The sequence below is a fragment of the Dictyoglomus turgidum DSM 6724 genome, from assembly GCF_000021645.1.
Taxonomy (GTDB): domain Bacteria; phylum Dictyoglomota; class Dictyoglomia; order Dictyoglomales; family Dictyoglomaceae; genus Dictyoglomus; species Dictyoglomus turgidum.
This window is the reverse complement of record NC_011661.1, coordinates 351,876-371,669: the sequence shown is the minus strand read 5'-3', so window position 1 is coordinate 371,669 and position 19,794 is coordinate 351,876. Positions and strand designations below refer to the sequence as shown.

At 32.6% G+C, this 19,794-nt stretch carries 19 protein-coding genes and 1 pseudogene; 12 read left to right on the top strand and 8 right to left on the bottom strand.

Features of this window, described 5'->3' with window-relative positions; translation table 11 throughout:
• Nucleotides 1-241: 241 nt before the first annotated feature.
• Together DTUR_RS01845 and DTUR_RS01840 are read right to left on the bottom strand one after the other, a co-directional pair.
• Complete coding sequence (locus DTUR_RS01845) at nt 242-2,620, bottom strand: phosphoketolase family protein (RefSeq protein ID WP_012582758.1); 2,379 nt, start codon at nt 2,618-2,620, stop codon at nt 242-244.
• Between the two features lie 28 nt (nt 2,621-2,648).
• Complete coding sequence (locus DTUR_RS01840; RefSeq protein ID WP_012582757.1) at nt 2,649-4,472, bottom strand: DUF2207 domain-containing protein; 1,824 nt, start codon at nt 4,470-4,472, stop codon at nt 2,649-2,651.
• A gap of 97 nt (nt 4,473-4,569) precedes the next feature.
• On the opposite strand from DTUR_RS01840, the gene DTUR_RS01835 reads away from it, so the two are divergent.
• The 4 genes from DTUR_RS01835 to DTUR_RS01820 all read left to right on the top strand — a co-directional run bounded on the left by DTUR_RS01835 (nt 4,570) and on the right by DTUR_RS01820 (nt 7,168).
• Nucleotides 4,570-5,712 (top strand): acyl-CoA--6-aminopenicillanic acid acyl-transferase, encoded by a 1,143-nt coding sequence (locus tag DTUR_RS01835; protein ID WP_012582756.1) that lies wholly within the window; start codon nt 4,570-4,572, stop codon nt 5,710-5,712.
• Nucleotides 5,713-5,720: 8 nt separating this feature from the next.
• Nucleotides 5,721-6,176: a COG2426 family protein gene (locus DTUR_RS01830; protein ID WP_012582755.1), complete on the top strand. Its 456-nt coding sequence runs from the start codon at nt 5,721-5,723 to the stop codon at nt 6,174-6,176.
• Between the two features lie 232 nt (nt 6,177-6,408).
• Nucleotides 6,409-7,002, top strand: coding sequence for a hypothetical protein (locus DTUR_RS01825; protein WP_012582754.1), 594 nt, complete (start codon nt 6,409-6,411; stop codon nt 7,000-7,002).
• Nucleotides 7,003-7,030: 28 nt separating this feature from the next.
• Entirely contained in the window at nt 7,031-7,168 is a 138-nt protein-coding gene (locus tag DTUR_RS01820; protein WP_164930971.1) for a hypothetical protein, read from the top strand.
• 49 nt (nt 7,169-7,217) lie between these two features.
• Here DTUR_RS01820 and DTUR_RS01815 read toward each other — a convergent pair whose 3' ends face one another.
• Genes DTUR_RS01815 through DTUR_RS01805 form a run of 3 tightly spaced genes read right to left on the bottom strand, consistent with a single transcriptional unit; the run spans nt 7,218 to nt 11,222 of the window.
• Nucleotides 7,218-8,564 (bottom strand): hypothetical protein, encoded by a 1,347-nt coding sequence (locus DTUR_RS01815; RefSeq protein ID WP_012582753.1) that lies wholly within the window; start codon nt 8,562-8,564, stop codon nt 7,218-7,220.
• Entirely contained in the window at nt 8,564-10,615 is a 2,052-nt protein-coding gene (locus DTUR_RS01810) for an efflux RND transporter permease subunit (protein ID WP_164930970.1), read from the bottom strand. Before DTUR_RS01810 ends, DTUR_RS01815 begins: the two co-directional genes overlap by 1 nt.
• A 19-nt stretch (nt 10,616-10,634) precedes the next feature.
• The gene (locus DTUR_RS01805) at nt 10,635-11,222 is read right to left on the bottom strand and encodes a TetR/AcrR family transcriptional regulator (protein WP_012582751.1); all 588 of its coding nucleotides are present in this window, start codon (nt 11,220-11,222) and stop codon (nt 10,635-10,637) included.
• A gap of 252 nt (nt 11,223-11,474) precedes the next feature.
• On the opposite strand from DTUR_RS01805, the pseudogene DTUR_RS01800 reads away from it, so the two are divergent.
• The 8 genes and pseudogenes from DTUR_RS01800 to DTUR_RS01765 form a co-directional block, all read left to right on the top strand.
• Nucleotides 11,475-11,564, top strand: a pseudogene (locus tag DTUR_RS01800) (sugar phosphate nucleotidyltransferase); the annotation flags it as partial.
• Between the two features lie 8 nt (nt 11,565-11,572).
• Nucleotides 11,573-12,637 carry a glycosyltransferase family 2 protein gene (locus DTUR_RS01795; RefSeq protein ID WP_012582750.1) on the top strand — a complete coding sequence of 355 codons (1,065 nt, stop codon included), beginning with the start codon at nt 11,573-11,575 and terminating at the stop codon, nt 12,635-12,637.
• Entirely contained in the window at nt 12,634-13,554 is a 921-nt protein-coding gene (locus tag DTUR_RS01790) for an NAD-dependent epimerase/dehydratase family protein (RefSeq protein ID WP_012582749.1), read from the top strand. Before DTUR_RS01795 ends, DTUR_RS01790 begins: the two co-directional genes overlap by 4 nt.
• On the top strand, nt 13,547-14,488 hold the full coding sequence (locus DTUR_RS01785) for an NAD-dependent epimerase/dehydratase family protein (RefSeq protein WP_012582748.1): 942 nt from the start codon (nt 13,547-13,549) through the stop codon (nt 14,486-14,488). Before DTUR_RS01790 ends, DTUR_RS01785 begins: the two co-directional genes overlap by 8 nt.
• A gap of 7 nt (nt 14,489-14,495) precedes the next feature.
• Nucleotides 14,496-15,554 (top strand): glycosyltransferase, encoded by a 1,059-nt coding sequence (locus DTUR_RS01780; protein WP_012582747.1) that lies wholly within the window; start codon nt 14,496-14,498, stop codon nt 15,552-15,554.
• Nucleotides 15,555-15,557: 3 nt separating this feature from the next.
• Entirely contained in the window at nt 15,558-16,568 is a 1,011-nt protein-coding gene (locus DTUR_RS01775) for a glycosyltransferase family 4 protein (RefSeq protein ID WP_012582746.1), read from the top strand.
• Nucleotides 16,569-16,624: 56 nt separating this feature from the next.
• Nucleotides 16,625-16,849: a glycosyltransferase family protein gene (locus DTUR_RS01770; protein WP_164930969.1), complete on the top strand. Its 225-nt coding sequence runs from the start codon at nt 16,625-16,627 to the stop codon at nt 16,847-16,849.
• Nucleotides 16,846-17,955, top strand: a complete 1,110-nt coding sequence (locus tag DTUR_RS01765; protein WP_012582745.1) for a glycosyltransferase family 4 protein — start codon at nt 16,846-16,848, stop codon at nt 17,953-17,955. The genes DTUR_RS01770 and DTUR_RS01765 overlap by 4 nt, the downstream gene beginning before the upstream one ends.
• A 72-nt stretch (nt 17,956-18,027) precedes the next feature.
• Here DTUR_RS01765 and DTUR_RS01760 read toward each other — a convergent pair whose 3' ends face one another.
• The 3 genes from DTUR_RS01760 to DTUR_RS01750 are packed head-to-tail and all read right to left on the bottom strand — an operon-like array spanning nt 18,028 to nt 19,637.
• A complete protein-coding gene (locus DTUR_RS01760) occupies nt 18,028-18,468 on the bottom strand; it encodes an HNH endonuclease (protein WP_012582744.1) in 441 nt (146 codons plus the stop codon).
• A 3-nt stretch (nt 18,469-18,471) separates the two neighbouring features.
• Nucleotides 18,472-19,152, bottom strand: a complete 681-nt coding sequence (locus tag DTUR_RS01755) for an RluA family pseudouridine synthase (protein WP_012582743.1) — start codon at nt 19,150-19,152, stop codon at nt 18,472-18,474.
• Nucleotides 19,137-19,637, bottom strand: a complete 501-nt coding sequence (locus DTUR_RS01750; RefSeq protein ID WP_012582742.1) for a nitroreductase family protein — start codon at nt 19,635-19,637, stop codon at nt 19,137-19,139. Before DTUR_RS01750 ends, DTUR_RS01755 begins: the two co-directional genes overlap by 16 nt.
• Nucleotides 19,638-19,794 lie beyond the last annotated feature (157 nt).

Here is a 19,794-nt window from a genome sequence, read left to right as displayed (position 1 = left end):
AAATCTGAAGTTGAAGAGCTTACTAATATAACTCCCCCTGTCTCTTTATCCTATTCAAATTTATACATTTAATTCCCTCAGAGCTTATCTTTTAAAATTATTATATCAAAAATCTTTAAAACTTATTATTTAAAATAAAACCTTTTGGGGTCAAAATTATTCCTTCAAAAAAAATTTAAATAAAAAAGGGGAAGGCAGTAAATTCCTTCCCCTTTATCTATAATGAATGTTTTCTTTTCAATTATAAATCTTTTTCATCAAATTCTTTATCAACTCCATGATTATATGCATATTCTAAGGCTTCAATCTGTTTATTCTTTAAAAGATCTTTGTAGTATCCACCTTCGTCTTGCAATGCTTCTACCCTTTCTATCACATCCATAGCAATACTAAATCTATCTATCTGGTTAAGAATAGCAAGTTGAAGTGGAGTGGTTATTCCTCCTCTTCCTTTTAAGAAGGGGGCTAAATATCCTGCATCTATTCCAATTTTTCTGTTTTCTCTATACCCTCTTACGTGGATATTTTTATGGTTATTTCTTCTGTAAGTTAGTCTATGAATTAGCCATGGATATCCATGGAAGTTAAATATTACTGGTTTGTCCTTTGTAAAGTAGGAGTCAAATTCCCTATCGGAAAGTCCATCGGGATGTTCTGTATTAGGAGTTAGGGTAAATAAATTGAGTACGTTTACAAATCTTATCTTAAGATTAGGGAACAATTTTTTAAGTATCTTTACCGCATAAATAGCTTCTTTTGTAGGTATGTCTCCACAGCTTGCTATAACCACATCGGGCTCATGCTCAGGATGATTGCTTGCAAAATCCCAAATTCCTATTCCCTTCATGGCATGTTTAAAGGCATCCTCTATAGATAAGTATTGAGGATGTTTTTGTTTATCAATAACAATAATATTTATTCTATTTGTGGTTTGGAAGCAATGCCAGACAGTACAAAGAAGGGTATTGGCGTCAGGTGGGAAGTATACCCTTACCACATTAGGCCATTTGTCTACAATAGAGGTAATAAATCCAGGATCCTGATGAGTAAAACCGTTATGATCCTGTCTCCAAACTACTGATGTAAGAAGAAGGTTTAAAGAAGATATGGGAGCTCTCCATGGAATATCTGAAGATATGTCAAGCCACTTTCCAAATTGGTTTACCATGGAAGAAATAATAGGAGCAAATCCTTCATAGGTATTTAAAAATCCATGTCTTCCTGTAAGAAGATAGCCTTCAAGCCAACCTTCAAGGGTATGTTCTGAAAGCATCTCCATGGTTCTTCCAAAAGGAGATAAAAATCCTTCATCTTCATCTTCGGGTAATATTTTAGCCATCCATGCCTTTCCATATTCAAATACCGCATCAAGCCTATTAGACTTGGTCTCATCAGGTCCAAAAACTCTGAAATTATCAGGATTTAACCTAATAATCTCTTTCAAAAATATACCAAGAGGACGAGTATTTTCCGCTTCATCATTAATAGGGCTTTCTACTTTAACTGCATAATTTTTTAAATCAGGAAGCTTTAATTCTTTCCTCAAAAATCCTCCATTAGCATAATGAGTAGCGCTCATTCTTTTTTCGCCCTTTGGAGCAAGTTCTCTTAAATCCTCTCTCAATTTCCCCTCAGGTGTAAAGAGTTTTTGAGGCTCATAACTTCTAAGCCAAGCCTCAAGAACTTCAAGAGATTTTTGATTTTCCTTGGCATCAGAGAAGGGTACTTGGTGAGCTCTCCAATAACCCTCAATGTAGTGATCCCCTACTTTTCTTGGTGCGGTCCATCCCTTTGGAGTCCTCAATATAATCATGGGCCATAAAGGTCTAAAAGGTTTATTATTAGATCTTGCATCTTCCCATATATTAATTATTTTCTCAACGGCAGAATCCATAGCTTTTGCCATCTTTTCGTGAACTTCAAAGGATTCTTCTCCCTCTACTATATAAGGCTCATATCCATATCCTTTAAAAAGATTTATAAGTTCATCATTCTCTATCCTTGAAAGAAGAGTAGGATTATTTATTTTGTAGCCATTGAGAAGAAGCACAGGAAGTACCGCCCCATCTCTTACAGGGTTTAAAAACTTATTAGAATGCCAAGAAGTGGCAAGAGGACCAGTTTCTGCTTCCCCATCGCCTACTACGGTTATGGCAATAAGATCTTTGTGATCAAATACTGCACCAAAGGCATGAGATAAACTATACCCAAGCTCTCCACCCTCCTGAATAGATCCTGGAAGTTCTGGAGTACAATGGCTACCAAGGCCACCTGGAAAAGAGAAGGCTTTAAAAAGATTTTTCATTCCCTCTTCATCTTGACTAAATTGAGAATAGAGTTCACTTATCGTTCCTTCTAAATAGGCTGGTGCAATTACTCCAGGTGCTCCATGTCCGGGGCCTGCTATAAATATACAATTTAAATCATATTTATTTATCACCCTATTTCCATGTACATAAACAAAGGAAAGTCCAGGACTTGCTCCCCAATGTCCAAGAAGTCTCTCCTTAATATGTTCCGGTTTTAAAGGCTCCTTCAAAAGAGGATTATCCCATAAATAAATCATACCTGCAGCTAAATAACAACAAGCTTTCCAATAATCATTTAATTTTTCCAGCATATAATCACTCCTTTCTCAAAATCTCCTTTTAATCTGCACCTCCGCCTCCTCCCCCTCCTCCACCGCCACCTCCTCCCGAAGAACCAGAGGAAGTAGAGGATATAACACTACTTGAAAAGGCACTACTAAAATCTTCAAGAGATGAGCTAAAGCTCTGAATTGAATCAGCAAGTCCCATAGCAGAGGAGGTGGACATAGGAACATACCAGCTTATCTGATCTACAGGCACATTAAGCATTTGCATAGCCCTTAAAACTTCTTTAGCAACTCCAAGAACTGTTCCGTAAACTAAATATTTCTCCCATAAGATCAAGGATGAAGGAGGACGCTCAGAGATTAAAGAAAAATCCTTAAGATATCTTCTAAATGCCTTCCATCTTAGGGCTAAAAGCTTTCCTTCCTCCGAATATCTCTGTACAGGACGTATGAATAAAGCAGAGATCACTATATTTATAAAAAGAATAAACCATAAAAATACGCTGCAAAAAGAAAGCTCATTTCTAAAAAGAGCAGAAGAGAAAATTCCCAAATAGTATAAAACTCCAAGTCCAATCCAAAGAGCAATTAAGATATAAAGCTTTTGCTTTCCCTCATCAATAATCCACTTTTTCTCTTTAAAAACATAGTTTTTTACAACACTGTCAAACTCTCTCTTGAAATTAGAAAGGTCTTTCTTTTTCAATTCCGATATATAAAATTCTCTTCCAAAACTTCTTAACTCCTCAAGAAGAAGCCTTAACTCTTCCGAAAGATCATTTTCTATCTCTTTATTAGTAATTACGATCTTATATTCCTTATGTTTTAGTCCTAAAAAGCTTCGCTTTTCTTCTTCCTCAATCTTTATATAACCTCTTCTTGCGAGCTCAAGAGTTGAGGCCACTATGGAGTTAGGAGTTAAAGTAGAAGCTTGATTTACTAAAGCCTCAACCCATGCGGGTGGGATATCCGCTGGAGGCTCCTGCTCGTAATCCCTTTCATAATCTACCTTTGGCTCTCTTCCATACTTAAAATATATCCGTAGGGGTAAGAAAATGCCTAAAAAAAGTAACAAAAGAGAAAATACACCAAAAACTTTTATGTATACAACCTCTCTCTGCTCTTCTTCAATCTCCTGTTTTTGCCATCTTTGTTCCTCATCTAATATAAGATTTCTTCCACTTCCTGAAGCTAATTCTACTTTAAAGGGATCAAGCTTAGTCAAATAACTCTTAGGAAATACAACCCTTACTTCTACCCACTGATGGGGGGGAATATTTCCTGCATAAGCTACAATTCCCTTATAATCTTTCTTAATACCTATCTTTCCATCTATATTAGGGTGTAGCCAGTATAATACATCATTAGTAGATTTAATCTCAGAGGGTAAATTTACTTCTGTCCATAAAGCAGGAAGACCTATATCCCAATCTCCACCCCATACCTTCCAATAAAATTCAGCCACATCATCGTAAACTTTTAAAGCATTTTCTAACTTATACCTTATTACAAAGGTTTTTTTGGTATTATTAGCTCTATAAAACCAGGTTATTTTATATTGGTTGCCCTCTTGAACCACATCAAAGGTTCCAGGAATTCTTTCTGAAGTCTCTTTATGATAAGAATAACCTTTGTAAATCCCATCAATAATCTCTCCAACAGAAATTTCCCCAATACTATACTTTCCTTTTGGAATAGTTATCCATGCCCGGGAAAAGGATCCGGAAAAATCATAAGTTAATTTATTTTCTACTTTAATCTCCCCTGTAGGTAGGATGTCATAGGTAAGTATTGCTTCTCTTATAAAATACTCCTTAGCATAGGCAAAATTTAAGAGGAAAAGAAGGATAAAAAAAATTTTTAAAAACCTCTTCATATTCCCTCCTCAACCATATAAACCTTCAAAAAAGATTATAACATTATTTTGTTAAAAAGAATTGAAAAAGAATATTTAAAAAGTTTAAAATTGTAATATGAAGCGAATATTTCTTCTATTATTAGTTCTCATACTAATATCCTCACAAGGCTGTATCAAACCCGAGCCAGTATTAAAGGATACTGGCATAAGGATAGTAGAACTCAGAGGAAACCCCTATGAGATAGGATATCAACATGGAAAAGAATTAAAAGAAGAAATTCAATATTTTAGCCATAGGATTGAAAAACTCATCATATATAAAACCATATTAAAAACTGCCAAAGAACTAGCAGAGGAATTTGGGAAAACTTACCCAGAATTTAAAGAACTCATAGAAGAGATGAAAGGAATATCCAATGGAGCAGAAGTCCCCTATGAAAATATACTCCTTTTCAATCTCATGGATGAAATAGTATTAAATTATTACTGGAAAATATCTATAATTGGTTGCTCTGCCTTTGTATTTAGAAATAAAGATGGAAATCTGATAATAGGAAGAAATCTAGATTATGGTGTATTTGTAAATGAGCTTCCACTATGTCCTGTAATTTTTAAATATTATCCTGAAAAGGGAAATCCATTTATTTCTATATCCTTTCCTGGACTTGTAGGAGCCTACACAGGAATATCTAAAAACCTTTATATATCTATAAATGTATCTCAAAGCCACAAAACCAATATAGGCGCTCCGGAATGTCTCATTACAAGAAAAATAATCCAATATTCTAATAGTATCGATGAGGCATTAGAAAATGCATTATATCCCTATCAAGGTCTAAACCTATTAATTGCTGATGATAAAAAGGCAGTAGTATTAGAGATTAGCCCTAGAAAAAAAGCAATAAGAGCACTTGATAAAGAGAGATTCTTAGTTATAACTAACCACTTTCAACATCCCGAAATGATATCAGAGCAGGCAGAAAAACTCATTGAAGAACTTCCTACTCCGGTAGATGGCACTTTTGTAAGACAGATAAATACTAAGGAAAGAGAAAAGATAATAAGAGAGATGATAAGCTCAAAAGAAGAAATAGATGTGGAATATGGGAAGGAGATTTTAAAAAATGTAAGCACCCGCTTAACATTGCAAAGCATAATATATTTGCCTTTTCAAAGGAAGCTTTTTATTGCCAAAAATACTACTTCTCCTGTAAGTTATGGAGAATGGCTTGAATTTAATTTGAAATTGTTATTATAATATTTTCCATGAATATAAGTTTAATCTTTAAAGTATTTTTGCTTTCTATGACTCCCGTAGGAGAATGCCGAATATCTATTCCCTACGGAATTTATAATGGCCTTTCTCCATTAGAAAGTTTTATTATAAGCTTTCTTGGAAATACTTTAATGGGAATAATAATTTACAATATTATTAACTGGATTGGAAAATATATACTTAGCAAAGAGCCATTAAAGGGATATTATGATAGCTTTGTAAGGAATAAACTTAAAAGATTAAGAATATATTCCTTGGGGATTGTGTTTTCTCTTGCGGTTTTTGTGGCAATTCCCCTTCCTGGAACAGGAGCCTTTACAGGTGCAATTTTGGCAAGATTTTTAGGGCTCAGCTTAAAAGAAGCTATTATCTCTATAACTTCTGGTGTTCTTATTGCCTCAACCATTGTAACCCTTTTAACCCTTTCTTCAAAGGTAATCTTCTAAAATTTCTAAAAATTTTTAAAAATGTGACGTACATCAATTTACGGCAAATTATAAACAATATAAACTATAAATGTAAAAATCTTTACAGGAGGTGGGAAAGTAGGATCAAATTTTTCCCAAAGTTGTTAAAAAAAGTTGATTAATCATATTCTTATATAAATCCTAATTAACCCTTTTTTAATAACCCAAGTTTTCTAAAGTCTTCTGAATTTTTATTTTTCAAGGAGGGGACATGAAGAAAACATTAATTTTCTCCTTAATTTCCCTTATGTTTCTTTTTATTAGCGGATGCATTCCCAAAACTAATCCTCCAACTCAAGGCAACACTCCCGTTTTTGTGGACCACTTTGAAAACGAAACAAATAATGAAAATACATATACAAGTACATTCTATGGAGAAACCATAGACTCTATAAGAAATATATCCTTTGTAAACGGTAAAGTCGGAAAAGGCGTTCACTTAGATGCTTTAAACAGTTATATATGCTATAGCACCCAATATCTAAACCCTACAGAGGGAACTATTAAATTCTACTTTAAACCTAATTCAGACTATCAGTTGACTTACTATGATTCAACTACGATGAATAATCGCTTTGAAGCCTTTCTCTTGGACACCGTAGGGTGGCTGGAAGCATTTTCTGGAGGCTTTTCAAATGTAATGCTATTTGGAGTAGATCAAAACACGCAAGAAAAAATAATAAATATGATTTTTGGAACTTGGAGTGGATACTCTTGGTCCTATGCTATAGCTGAAAGTATAACTTTACCTACAGATCAATTTACAGAGATTGCAGTAATATGGAATAAAAGTAGCAGAGAATGACTACAACACTGATCTTAACAATGGAGAATTGTTTTTCATAGGACAGAATCCCTTTGGGCAAAAGTATTATGGTATGGCATACTGGCCCTATGGACCTCATGCCATGATGGGAACCTATGATGAACTTGAAATCTACGATGTAGATATTTACAAGCTACCTGGTTAAATTAAGACATTAGAAAAGGGGACAAGAGTAATTCTCTTGCCCCCTTTTGTTATTTCATCTCTTTTAATTTAAAGTAAAATCTTACTATGGATTTTGCTCCCTCAATCCTTCCTGCAAAGTTATAATCTTTCAATTTATTTTCCCACTCCTTAAGCTTTTTTTCTCCCTTTTCCAATTCCATTAAATTACTCTTTAAGGTATCTTTTGACTTTTTCATATTCTTTTCTACATCTACAAGCCCTGGAAGCTTCTTTCCTTCAATCTCTCCTCCATAAAGTATAGTATTTAAAAGCTCTTCCATCTTTTGAAGTCCTTCAAGAGATGCACTCAAAAGATCCATAGCTTTTTTGCTTTGAAAATTTAAATCAGCCAAGAAATCTCCAATCTTTTTCACGTCATCGGACATATTATTTTCTTCAATTTCCTTTTTTACTTCCTCCGCAAGACTCAAAGCCTTCTTCCAATCTTCTTCTTTACTACCTTCTGCTTTGCTTTTTATAAATTCATAGAGATTATTAAAGCTCTTAGGATAGGTCTTTAAACTATCAGAAATAAAGTATGCTTTATTTTGATAGGACATTAAAGTAAAGGGAAGAGTAAGAAATTCTTGAGGTATAGAAAGAGTATTCTTCTCAAGACTTTCTAATATTCCTTTTAATATCTTTTGATGAGCTTGATTTAACATAAGAAATCCTTCTAATCCATTATAGAATTCCTTTAATTTTTCTCCCGTAGAAAGATCCACGGGAGGAAGAGAAGGAAGAGCAGTAAAAGTAATATCAGGAACTTTTAACTTATTACTTTTTAAAGATAAAATTATCTTTCCATCAGGGATTGGATAAGTAAATCCTGTAACTCTCACGGTCTTACCAAGTACCATTACCATAAAATCTTCAGGATTTCTCAAGATAAGATCATCAGAAGGAAATTCTGTGGACATAACAATTCTAAAAGGCAAATCTTCAATGGGTTTAATATATATCTCAATATCTAAATTTCCAGATTTTCCCAAAAATTCCTTAGGACTTGCAACCTTTCCATTATATTTATAGGTGAACTTAAACTCTAAAGGAAGCTTTCTGTTAACCTCTGCTTTATAATAAATATTTTTGACCTCTTTAACATTTCCATAAAATCTTATTTTGTCTTTTGTAAAGTCCATCTTTACATCTTCAGAATAAAGATCAGGATTTTTAATATATCTTGCATCCTTTACTATCTCAAAGCCTCCCTGCCCCTGTACCTCAATCCAATTTACCAAGTCCACTTTTTTTGCTTTTCCATCATAATCCAAAAGGACATAGACAGTCTCATCATTTTTAATCTTTAAAGAGTTTCCCAAGGAAAGCCCAATAAGAAGCAAAAATATGACTCCTATAATAAATGCCCTTTTCATTATTTTCCCTCCCTCTTAATAAAAGTTAATTTCTCAATAATAGGATCAAAGGTAACAAGAAGAGGAATTATAAATAGAGTAACAAAAAGCACACTTACTATTGCTCCTCTACTCACAAGCATGGCAAGATTTTGCGCCATAAATATCTCAGAGAAAATTCCTAAGGGTAGCGCTATAAAAAACATAGTACCAGCACTGGTTAAAATACTATTTACACCTTCAAAGGCAAAATGAGCCGAGGAAACTCTATCAAGTCCCTTGCTCTTTGCCTCCAAATATCTTGATGTAAGGAGTACCGCATAATCTATAGTAGCACCAAGTTGTATTGCCCCTATAAATAAGTTAGAAGAGAAGAATACAAATCCATAAGTAAGATAATCTATGAGAAGATTTATGGTAATAGCCATCTCAATGACCAATACTAAAAGGAAGGGAATAGGAATAGATAGGAAAGATAAAGCAATTATGAAAAATATAGCAATAATAGAGATGAAATTTACCCTATCAAGATCCTTAGTAGTAACATTTTTCAAATCATAATTTAAAACAGGAACACCTGTAATTTTTACGTTATATTTTTTCTCCACATTTTCTCTTAACCTTTCCACAAACTTATAGGATTCAAGAGTACCATATTCAAAATTTGTATCTAATGTCACATAAGACGTGCTATCCTTAAAGAAATTTTTCACCACACTCTCTGGCACCATATACTGGGGCAAAAGAGGATCAACCATATTGTAATACCCCATAACCCCTGTAATATGTTCTTCCTTCTTCAAAATCTTTAAGATCTCTTGCCAATTTTTTGGACTCTCTTCTCCCACAACAAAAATAGTAGACCTTTTTTCAAATATTTCCTCAAGCTTTTTTTGTCCTATCATGGATGGAACATTTTCTGGAAATCCCCTTAGAAGTTTATAGTCCATAGGAAATTTAGGAGCCAAAAGAATAGTTGCTACCCCAATTAAAAATATGACAAAAATTATAGGTCTTGCCTTAAGTATAAATTTAAAAAGTCTTTCTCCAGAAAGCCTTAAAACCCATCTTTTTGCATTTGCCCACTTATTATAAAAATGATAGAAAAGTACAGGGAGAATAGTTAAAGAGAATATGAGAGAAAGCAAAACTCCCCTTGCTAAGATAAATCCCATATCCTTTCCAAGTCCGAACTTCATCTGAGTCATAGCAAGAAATCCTGCTATAGTTGTCCCTGCACTTGCAATAATACTTGTAGCGGTAGTCTTTACTGCAATCCATCCTGCTTCTTCTCTACTATTATTCTTTGCCTCTTCCTCATATCTATGATACAAGAATATGGCATAATCCATAGTAACTCCCATTTGAAGTATACTCACAAGCATCCTGGTTAAAAAGCTTATCTCCTGCCCTATTAAAGTAGAGATGGCAGTATTCACCAAAATAGCAAGGAAAATATTGTAGTAGATAAGAAGAGGAACATACATAGAAGGCAAAAGAAAAAACAAAAATATTATTACAAAAATACTTCCTATCAGAAGATATTTTGCAGTTTCCCTTTGAGTCAAATCGCTTAGATCTTCAGCAATAGCCACGTTTCCTGTAAAATAAGCCCCCTTAAGAAGAAGCTTTCTTATCTCCTGAGAAGCTTTTTTAGTTAAAGGACTTTGAGAAGATTCTATAAAATCTACTTTTAAAAAGGTATAACCATCTCTTATAAACCTACTTTTTAAATCCTCATTCCAAAAATATTCAGGAACAAAGATATCTTGATAATCAGAGATCCATGAGACCTTAGAAACCCCATTTATTTTTGCAATTTTATTTTTAAATTCATCAGCCTCTTTTGGATCCTTAAAAGGAAGCAATATGTAGCCTTCTTCTCCTAATTTAAACTTCTCTCTCAAAGTATTTAAAGCTTTTACTGAGGATAAATCCTTAGGAAGAAGAGAATATAAGTCATAATTAACTTTTAAGTTTAAGGTGAGATATAAAGAAAAAACAAATAAAGCCAAAGAAAAAATAAGTACCAGCTTAGAATGTCTAAATGCCCATAGGTAAATTTTCTTCATACACAATCACCATCCCCTTCTAAATACTTAAAGTTCCCAAAATTTTCCCCGTAAGCTCAAGGATAAAGTTCATTATGCTCTGAATACTACTTGGCTCTCCTAAATTTTCTGCATTTTTGTGTAATAACCCATATACTCCATAAAGAATAAAGGTAGCAGTTTTTTTAGAGTCAAGATTTCTGTCCTTTTTAATCTTTTCAATCAGTTCTGCAAAGGGCTCTCTCAATCCATCAAGGATTTTGAAAGATACTTTAACTCTTAAAGGAAAATATTGAGGACTATAATAAATATCTGAAAGAGACTTCATATCTTCAAAGGCTTTTACCACTGCATTGACTATTTTTTGATATTTCTCCTGCAGGGTTAAATTTTCATCTTTAAAAATTTGAGAAAGCTCTTTTATATAATTCTCCACATAGTATTTTATAGCCTCCTCAAAAATCTCCTCCTTTGAGGAAAAATAATAATAAAACATCCCAGGAGATCCCTTTACCTCTCGCAAAATATCCCTAACAGAGGTTTTCTCATAACCCTTGGACAAAAATAATTTAAGAGCAGTCTCAATTAGCTCTTGTTTTCTTATTTCAGGCTCTTTACTTATCCTCATTTCCTTCACTCCTTATTTTGAACGAACGTCGTTCGGTGCAAAATTATAACAAAATAAAAAGAAATAAGCAAGAGAAATATTGCTTACCCACTGCGCAAAATCTCAAGAAAGTCATCTTTGTTGTCCTACTTTCTCAACACCTTTTATGGAATATAATATTTTATTTTATTAAATCTCATGATATAAATAATAAAAAGCGATGAAAATATGCATAAGATATACTTTGCTTTTTTATAAGGAGATTATTAACCTATGAAAGGAGTAATTTTAGCAGGGGGAACAGGAACAAGGCTGAGATCTCTTACAAAGGTAACTAATAAGCATCTTCTTCGATTAAGTGATTGGATAGTATGAAGGGAAAAGACCTTATTAGTGTAGTTATTCCTGCTTATAATGCGGAACATTTTATAAAGAATGCTATACTTTCTATATTTAAGCAATCTTATAGACCAATAGAGATCATTGTTATTAACGACGGTTCCACTGACCATACGTTAGACATTATAGAAAGCTTAGAAAATTTAGTTCCAAACAAAGAAATTTATATGAAAATCATCAATTTAAAGGAAAATAAAGGTGCTGCAAACGCATTAAATGTAGGATTCAAGGAGGCTAACGGGAGCTATATTTGTTGGCTAAGCGCTGACGATATATTTATAAATCCTAGAAAACTTGAAAAACAAATATTTACAATGAAAAAAAATAAGACTTTATGGAGCTTCTTTGAAAAATATTATATAGGAGAGAGTATTAATAACGCCATACTAATGGGAAATTCGTATAAGTCTAAAATCTTAAGTTGTCTATCCTCTATTAGCACAGATTTTCTCTTTTTATTTATAATTTACTCAAACCCAATAAATGGTAGTTCTTTAATGTTCCATAGGAATTGTTTAGAAAATTATGGAAGTTTTGATCCCTTATTAAGAAATGTTGATGCCGATGGAGATTTACTAATGCGTTACGCACTATTAAAAATTAAATCTGCAATTATAAAAGATGTGGGTGTATTCTATACACAACATCCGTTTCAAACATCCAAAAAAATAAAAGAAATGATTTATGGCTGTGATTTAACAAGAGTAAGGATCTTAAAACTATTAGAGGAAGAGGAAATATTAAAAGAACTATCAAAACTTATAGCATTGTTTTTACTATCAGCTATTTACAGTGGTAAGAAAATACATTTAGCTTATCCTTTTACATCGGAATTTTTAATTAATTACATGATAAATAACAGCCCCGGTCTAAAGAGGTCAAAATTATTAAATAAGGCTCTAATAGAAACAACTCAGCATATAGAATCTTTAGGCTTAAGTAGAGACAATTTCTATAAAGATGTCGAAGAAAAATCTAAGAGTGATGTCTTTGAGAATTTTAAAATATTGTTGAGAGAAAGGAGAAAAAAGTTATGATATTGGTAGTTGGTGGAAGTAGTTTTATTGGAAGAGGGATACAAGACTTAATTAAAGAAAAGCCTTTTGCTAAAGAATTTATATTTACTTATAACAAACACCCAGAGAATATTGAGAATAAATTCCAAAAAGTCAAATTAGACCTCCAAGATGAAAAAGACTGTGAACTTGCTAGAAATTTCTCATATTGCATATACTTAGCAGGTAATAGTCTTCACAATATGGCTTATAATAATCCAATTATGGATCTCGATCTAAATGTGAGAAATTTTTTAAATTTTATGAAGCACTTTAGAGGACAATTAATACTCTTGTCTTCTCAAGCAGTATATTATGGACTTACAGGAGAGATTCCTGAAAACATCATTCATTACCCAACTATACCTTATGGTATTTCAAAACGGTTTCAAGAAGAATATGCTAAGTATTTTTACAAAATTGGTTACTTATCAAAGTTATGGATATTTAGATTAATGTATTCTTTTGGAAAAGGAGAAAGAATGGATAGATTAATCCCTAAATGTGCAAAATCGGCTGTAAATGGGGATATAGTGAAAGTATTAGGAGGAGGTAGATCATTTTTAAATCCCTTACCTGTAAATTTTGTTGCAGAAGTACTGGTAAATGCATTATTAACTATGAAGGAGGAAGATAATGAATTTTTAGAGGTAACAAACTTAAATCATTCTGAGAAAGTATCTGTTTTAGACATAGTTAAATTCTTACATACTATAAAACCTTTTAATTATATTGTTGAAGAAAAAGGAGAAATATGGCCTGTTAGTTTCTGGGGATCTACAGAAAAACTTTCCCGCTACCTAAAAAAGTGGAATATATCTTTTCCTAATATTTGGGAAGACTTAGAAATTTATTTTAAAAATTTACTGACAAATATGAGGGAGAAAAATTATGAGTAAAATCCTTATTACTGGAGCGTTAGGTGTTATTGGAGTTTTTTTATATGATTCTTTGAAAAAAGATGGATTTGAAATTATAGGAATTGACCAAAAGATTACTGATTATAGCGATTATATAAGAGCTGATGTGACTCATTTTGAGGATTTATGGAAGGTTTTTAAAAAGGAGAAAATAAGTACAGTTATACATCTTGCTGGAGAAGTAGGGAGACTAATAGGAGAAGAATATCCTCAAAGGATGGTATATGTTAATAATGTTGGGCTTCTTAATATTATTTCCTTATGTTTAGAATATAATAGTAGATTGATATACTTTAGTACCTCTGAAGTGTATGGAAAACTCTTTAATGAAGGGAAAGAGGTCAAAGAGGAAGATATAGAGCTAAAAGGTAATCCATTTATAACAACAAATATATATGCTCTGTCCAAACTTTATGGAGAAGCTATAGTTAAACATTACGTAGATAATTATGGTCTCAAAGCATTAACCATTAGACCATTTATGGTTTATGGCCCTGGAGAATATTCCAATAGATATAGAAGTGCCATATCAATATTTGTTTATAATGCCTTAAATAATAAACCTATAACAGTTCATAAAGGAGCAATAAGAGCCTGGTGCTATATTTCAGATTTTATCGACGGGGTTAAACTATTGTTAGACTACCCTATAACAGAAAAATATGAGGCTTTTAATATTGGGTCCGATGAATATCATACTATGGAAGAGGTAGCAAATATAATTATTGAGGAGGTAGGAGGAGATTTTGAAAATTTAAAGATTATAGATCCACCTTCTAAATTTCTGAGTCTTGTAAAAAGGTTTTCCATAGAAAAAATAAAAAATTTAGGATACAAACCTAAGATCTCTTTTAGAGAAGGTGTAAGGGAAGTAATAAAATGGCAAAAAGAAGTTCTTAAAAATTATTCTTGAGGTACCTATGATTAAAGTAGCTTTTCTAAGCGATTTCCCTTTTTCTATAGCCTTTGGAGGAAAGGAAGTTCAGCTTCTTTCCTATATGGAACATATTAATAATGGAAATTTTGATATAAAAGTTAATCTTTTAGATTTCTTTAAAATTGAGGAAACCTTTGATATAATTCACCTCTTTGGTTATAGTAACTGGTTTTATGATATTGTAAAAAACTTAAAAAATAATTTTCCCAATATAAAGATTTTTGTAAGCCCAACCTTCTATTATGAAAAGGAGACAAGGATGTTAATAGGGTCTCTTCTCTCAAAACTTTGTCCTGTTCCTAACTTTTTCTCCTATAAAAAATATTTTCTTTCCAAATCAGATCTTATTATCGTAAATAGTAATGCTGAAAAAGTACAGTTAATAAAGTTATTTCAAATAGATGCTCCCAAAATTGAGATAATATACAATTATGTAGACTCCAGCTTCGCTATCTTTAATAATCCTGAGGATGCTAACATATTTTTAAGAAAATATAACCTTGATAAGGACGAGTATTTTCTCTCCGTAGCCTTTTTGGACGAAAGGAAAAACACTCTTAATCTTCTAAGAGCATTCTTAGAAGTATATCCTATTTTGAAAAAAAAGTTGGTTCTAATAGGCAAATTTAGATTTAGAAATAATAACATTAAAGAAGAAGTTGAAAAATTAGTTTACACTAATAAAGACAAAATTCTACACATAGAATATATCGATAGAAAGAGCGACTTGTTAAAATCCGCATACTTAAACTGCAAAGCCCACCTACTACCAAGCTTTTTAGAAACACCTGGCTTAAGTAACCTTGAGGCTGGAATATTTAAAAAACCCATATTAGTAGGAAAATGCAAGCCTGTGATAGAATATTTTGGGGACAAAGTAGTCTACTGTGATCCTAATAGTATAGAGTCAATAAAGAAGGGAATTTTAAAAGTTAACGCTCAGTCCCAAAACATAGAGCTTTATGATCTTATAAGATCAAAGTACTTAGAAAAGCATTCAGTAGATAAATTAGTTAATCTATATTTGTCGCAGGTAGGTTAGCGTATGCAAAATGGTAAAAATATTTTTTTCCTTTACTACATCCCACATACTTTTCATAAAAGCTTAGCCCAAGCGGTAAGAGCTAAAGATTTGGATATATTATGTAGTAATAAAAAACCTTTAAGAAGAATTTTCTCCTATGTAAAATTTTCTTTAAACTCTTCCCCTTATGACATTCTCCTCTGCGAAGGAACTTTTTTAATTCCTGCCTTATTTAAAATCTTACCCTTTAAGAAATTTAAGAAATTTATAATTAACATTTCAGCGGATCCCAAGTTGTACTACATTAAAACTAAAAACATGAACCTTTTCAAGGGATTTATGCATTCATTAGCAATTCCCCAGGTGGACCTATTCATATGCATAGGGGAGATGGAAAGGGATCTCCTAAGGGAAATATCTCCTCGAGCAAAATTCATAGTAGCTTATCCATTCATTGAAGAAGAAAGATATAATCATCTTTTAAATCTTCCTATAAAAGAAAGATTTAACCATAATATTCTATTTGTAGGAAACGGTCCCGATCATTTTTGTAAAGGAATAGACCTATTGATAAACACCTTCAAAATTGTAAAACAAGAGTTTCAAGATGCAGAGTTATTTATTTTAGGAAATTGGAACAAAGATATCAAAGAAAAGTTCTATTATCAAGGAGTTCATTTTGTAGGATTCTCTCAGATCTATGAATATATAGAGAAATCATCCCTTTACCTTCATTTAGGAAGAGGTGAGGCTTTTTCGATAAGTACCATAGAGGTTCTTTTAGGAGGCTTACCTGCTATTGTTTCAGAATATACAGGAGCTAAAGAGATAGTAAAAAAATTAAGAGATGACTTCGTAGTACCATTAGACTCTAAAAGAGCCGCAGAAAAGGTGATAGAATATTTTCAATTGACAGAGGATGATAAAAAAGATTTGTCTTTAAGAGCCAAAGAATTGGGAAAGAGATTTAAGAAAGAGATAGTTTTATCCGAATTTATTAACAAATGGAATTCAGTAATGAGAAAGTTATGAATAACGCAAAAGTTTATATTGTTGTACATTATTCCGGAATAGAGGATATTTTGTAGATGATTAAGGACAATATGACAAAAAAATTCATAGAAGATGTATGGCTTATGGATGTCTTATATTTCGAGGATTTAGATTGGTCTAAAATGGCAAAAAGAAAAGGATATAAATTAGCACACTGTTGGAGAAGTAGAATATACCATAAAGAGGGAGGAAGCATAGGATCAAGCTCAAAAGGATTAGAAAAAAGTAAATTATCTAATTTTTATGGAATGAGAAAATGACCAAGGTTCTTCTTGATGCTCGAATGATAGATTCCTCTGGAATAGGTACTTATCTTCAAAATTTAATTCCTTTTTTGAAGAATCATTTAAATCTTTCCCTCTTAGGAGAAAGGGAGAAAGTAGAAGAATATATTGATATATCTAACTTGAATTTTATATCCATGAAATCCCCTATCTATTTTCCCACAGAACAAATAGAGTTTCTCCTAAAGATAAAAGATGTGGATATTTTTTGGTCTCCACATTTTAATGTACCTGTTTTCCCTATAAGAGCTAAAAAAAGAATAGTTACTATTCATGACGTATTTCATTTGGCCTTTGGAGAACTTTACAGTCCTTTTGAAAGGACTTATGCTAAATTCCTTATAAATTCCTCGGTAAATCTTTCTGATGTAATAATTACTGTTTCTAACTTTTCAAAATCTGAAATCATAAAATACACAGGAGTAAAGGAAGAGAAGATTAAGGTAATATATAATGGCGTAGATAGAGAGAGATTCAGAGTATATGAGAAGGAAGAATTGGAGAAAATAAAATCAGAATACAAGTTGCCCAATAGATTTCTTTTATTTGTGGGAAACGTAAAACCCCATAAAAATTTAAGAAGACTTTTAAAGGCTTTTAAGATCATTGCAGGGGATTTTAAAGACCTATTTTTAGTAATTACAGGCCAAAAGGAAGGATTCTTAAAGGGGGATAAAAAGATTTTTGAGCTCATAAATAAAGATACTATCTTAAAAGAGAGGGTAATCTTCACGGGACACGTGGATAAAGGAGATCTTCCATATTTGTATAATCTGGCAGAGATTTTTGTTTTTCCTTCCCTTTATGAGGGCTTCGGTCTCCCCCCTTTGGAAGCCATGGCATGTGGATGTCCCATTGTAGTTTCCCATATACCACCTCTTTGGGAAATTTGCAAAGATGCGGCTTATTATATAAATCCTCATGACGAGTGGGATATAGCTAAGGGAATAAAAGAGGTATTGGAGAATGAAAAACTTAGAAAAGAACTAATTGACAAGGGGATTGAGAGAGCAAAAGAATTTTCGTGGGAAAAAAGTGCAAGAGAACACCTAAACTTGATAGAAAAGACACTATTTATTTGAGAAGCCTACACGAAATGCAAAAAATTTAGAACCAAGCATCCCTAAAATCCTCATTCCTCCCCTTTCCCCATCTTATATTAATACAGTGATATCTATTAACCATTCATATCTTGATCTTTCGTTAAATTTTTTAAAAGCCTCCTTTTTATGTTCCTCAAAAGTTTTTCTATCACAGTCGTTTACCTTCATAAAATGTTTTATAAGATCCTCCAAATTTGTTTTACCTTCTGACGCCAAAATTTCTGCCATACCAAAATGCTTTACTAAGTGGCATTTCTCGCACAAAGCCATAAAACCCTTTAATTTCAAAATATGATTCTCATCATCAAACTCCCATACTTCATGACATTGAAGTTTCTCTGAGCTTCCGCATATGGCACATTTGTATCCTGACTTCTTTAAAACTTCTCTCCTTATTTTATTCCAAACTTCCCTTGGAAGATATTTCCTCAAATTTTCTCCCCATGCACTTTCTGGAATTAGTTCTATAGTAAGCCTTAGACCCTTTTTCATCTTTTAAATTTTAATTTTTAAAAATTCACTCCAGAAATTTGGAACTTCTGTCTTAAATTCCATAATCTCTTTTTTTACAGGATGAGGAATCCTCATCCTCCTACAATGCAAAAAGATCTTATCCTTAAATATTCTTACCCCTCCATATTTTTCATCTCCCAATATAGGATGTCCTATATAGGAAAGATGAGCTCTTAACTGATGTTTTCTCCCTGTCTCAGGTATGAGCCTTACAAGGGACAAATTTTTAAACTCTTCCAAAACCTCATAATGGGTAATAGCAACTCTACTTTCAGCTTTATTAGAGATTTTTGCTTTTCTTTCCCTTTCATCCCAAAATAAGCTTTCATTTATAGTTCCCTTTTTTATTTTGAAAATCCCTTCGCATATTGCTAAATACTCTTTTTCCACTTTTCTTTCTCGAAAAGCTTCCGAAAGTCTTCCTGCAGATTTTGAATTCCTTGCAAAAATTACCACCCCTGATACAGGTTTATCCAGTCTGTGCACAATAGCAAGAAAAACATTCCCAGCCTTTTGATATTTCTCCTTAATGTATGCCTTTGAGATTTCAAGAAGAGTAGTACTTTTTGTGATATCACCTTGAACCAAAACTCCAGCGGGCTTATTTACTACAAGAAGATGATTATCTTCGTATATTATTTCAGGCCTTAAAAGGTCTGCCACCTCAATACCTCAGAAAGAGATTTCTTAGGAGGTCTTTGAGGAATCTCTGCTGGATAACCCACAGCAAGCATGACCATAAGTTCCATATTATCAGGACATTTAACAAGCCTTTTTACATCTTCAGAATAAGCTTTCTTGTAAGAGTTAATCCAACAAGTTCCAAGTCCGTAAGATTGAGCAGCAATAATTATATTTTCTCCCGCAGCACAAGCATCTTCAAGGGCGGTTTCTGCGTCCTTTTCGCAAAATATAAGTATTCCTGCGCCAGCCTCTTTTAAAAATCTTCCCCAAGGAGTAATCTCAGCAAGCCTATTTTTTAACTCTTTATCCGTAACTACAAGAAATATCCAAGGCTGTCTATTATACCCTGATGGAGCAAGCCTTCCACAATCAATAAGGTCTTCTAAAATCTCCTTAGGAACCTCTTTCTCCAAAAATTTCCTTACACTAACCCTTGATTTGATAGTTTTTATAGTTTCGTTCATACCTTCTTATCACCCCATTAAAAATTAATTTTCTCCTATATTTTAACATGTGATAAAATAAAATATGCATGTAAAGCTTAACTTTTATGATGGGGTAAATTGCATAGGGGAAATAAAATACTCTTAGAAGATGGAGACAATTCTATCCTTTTAGATT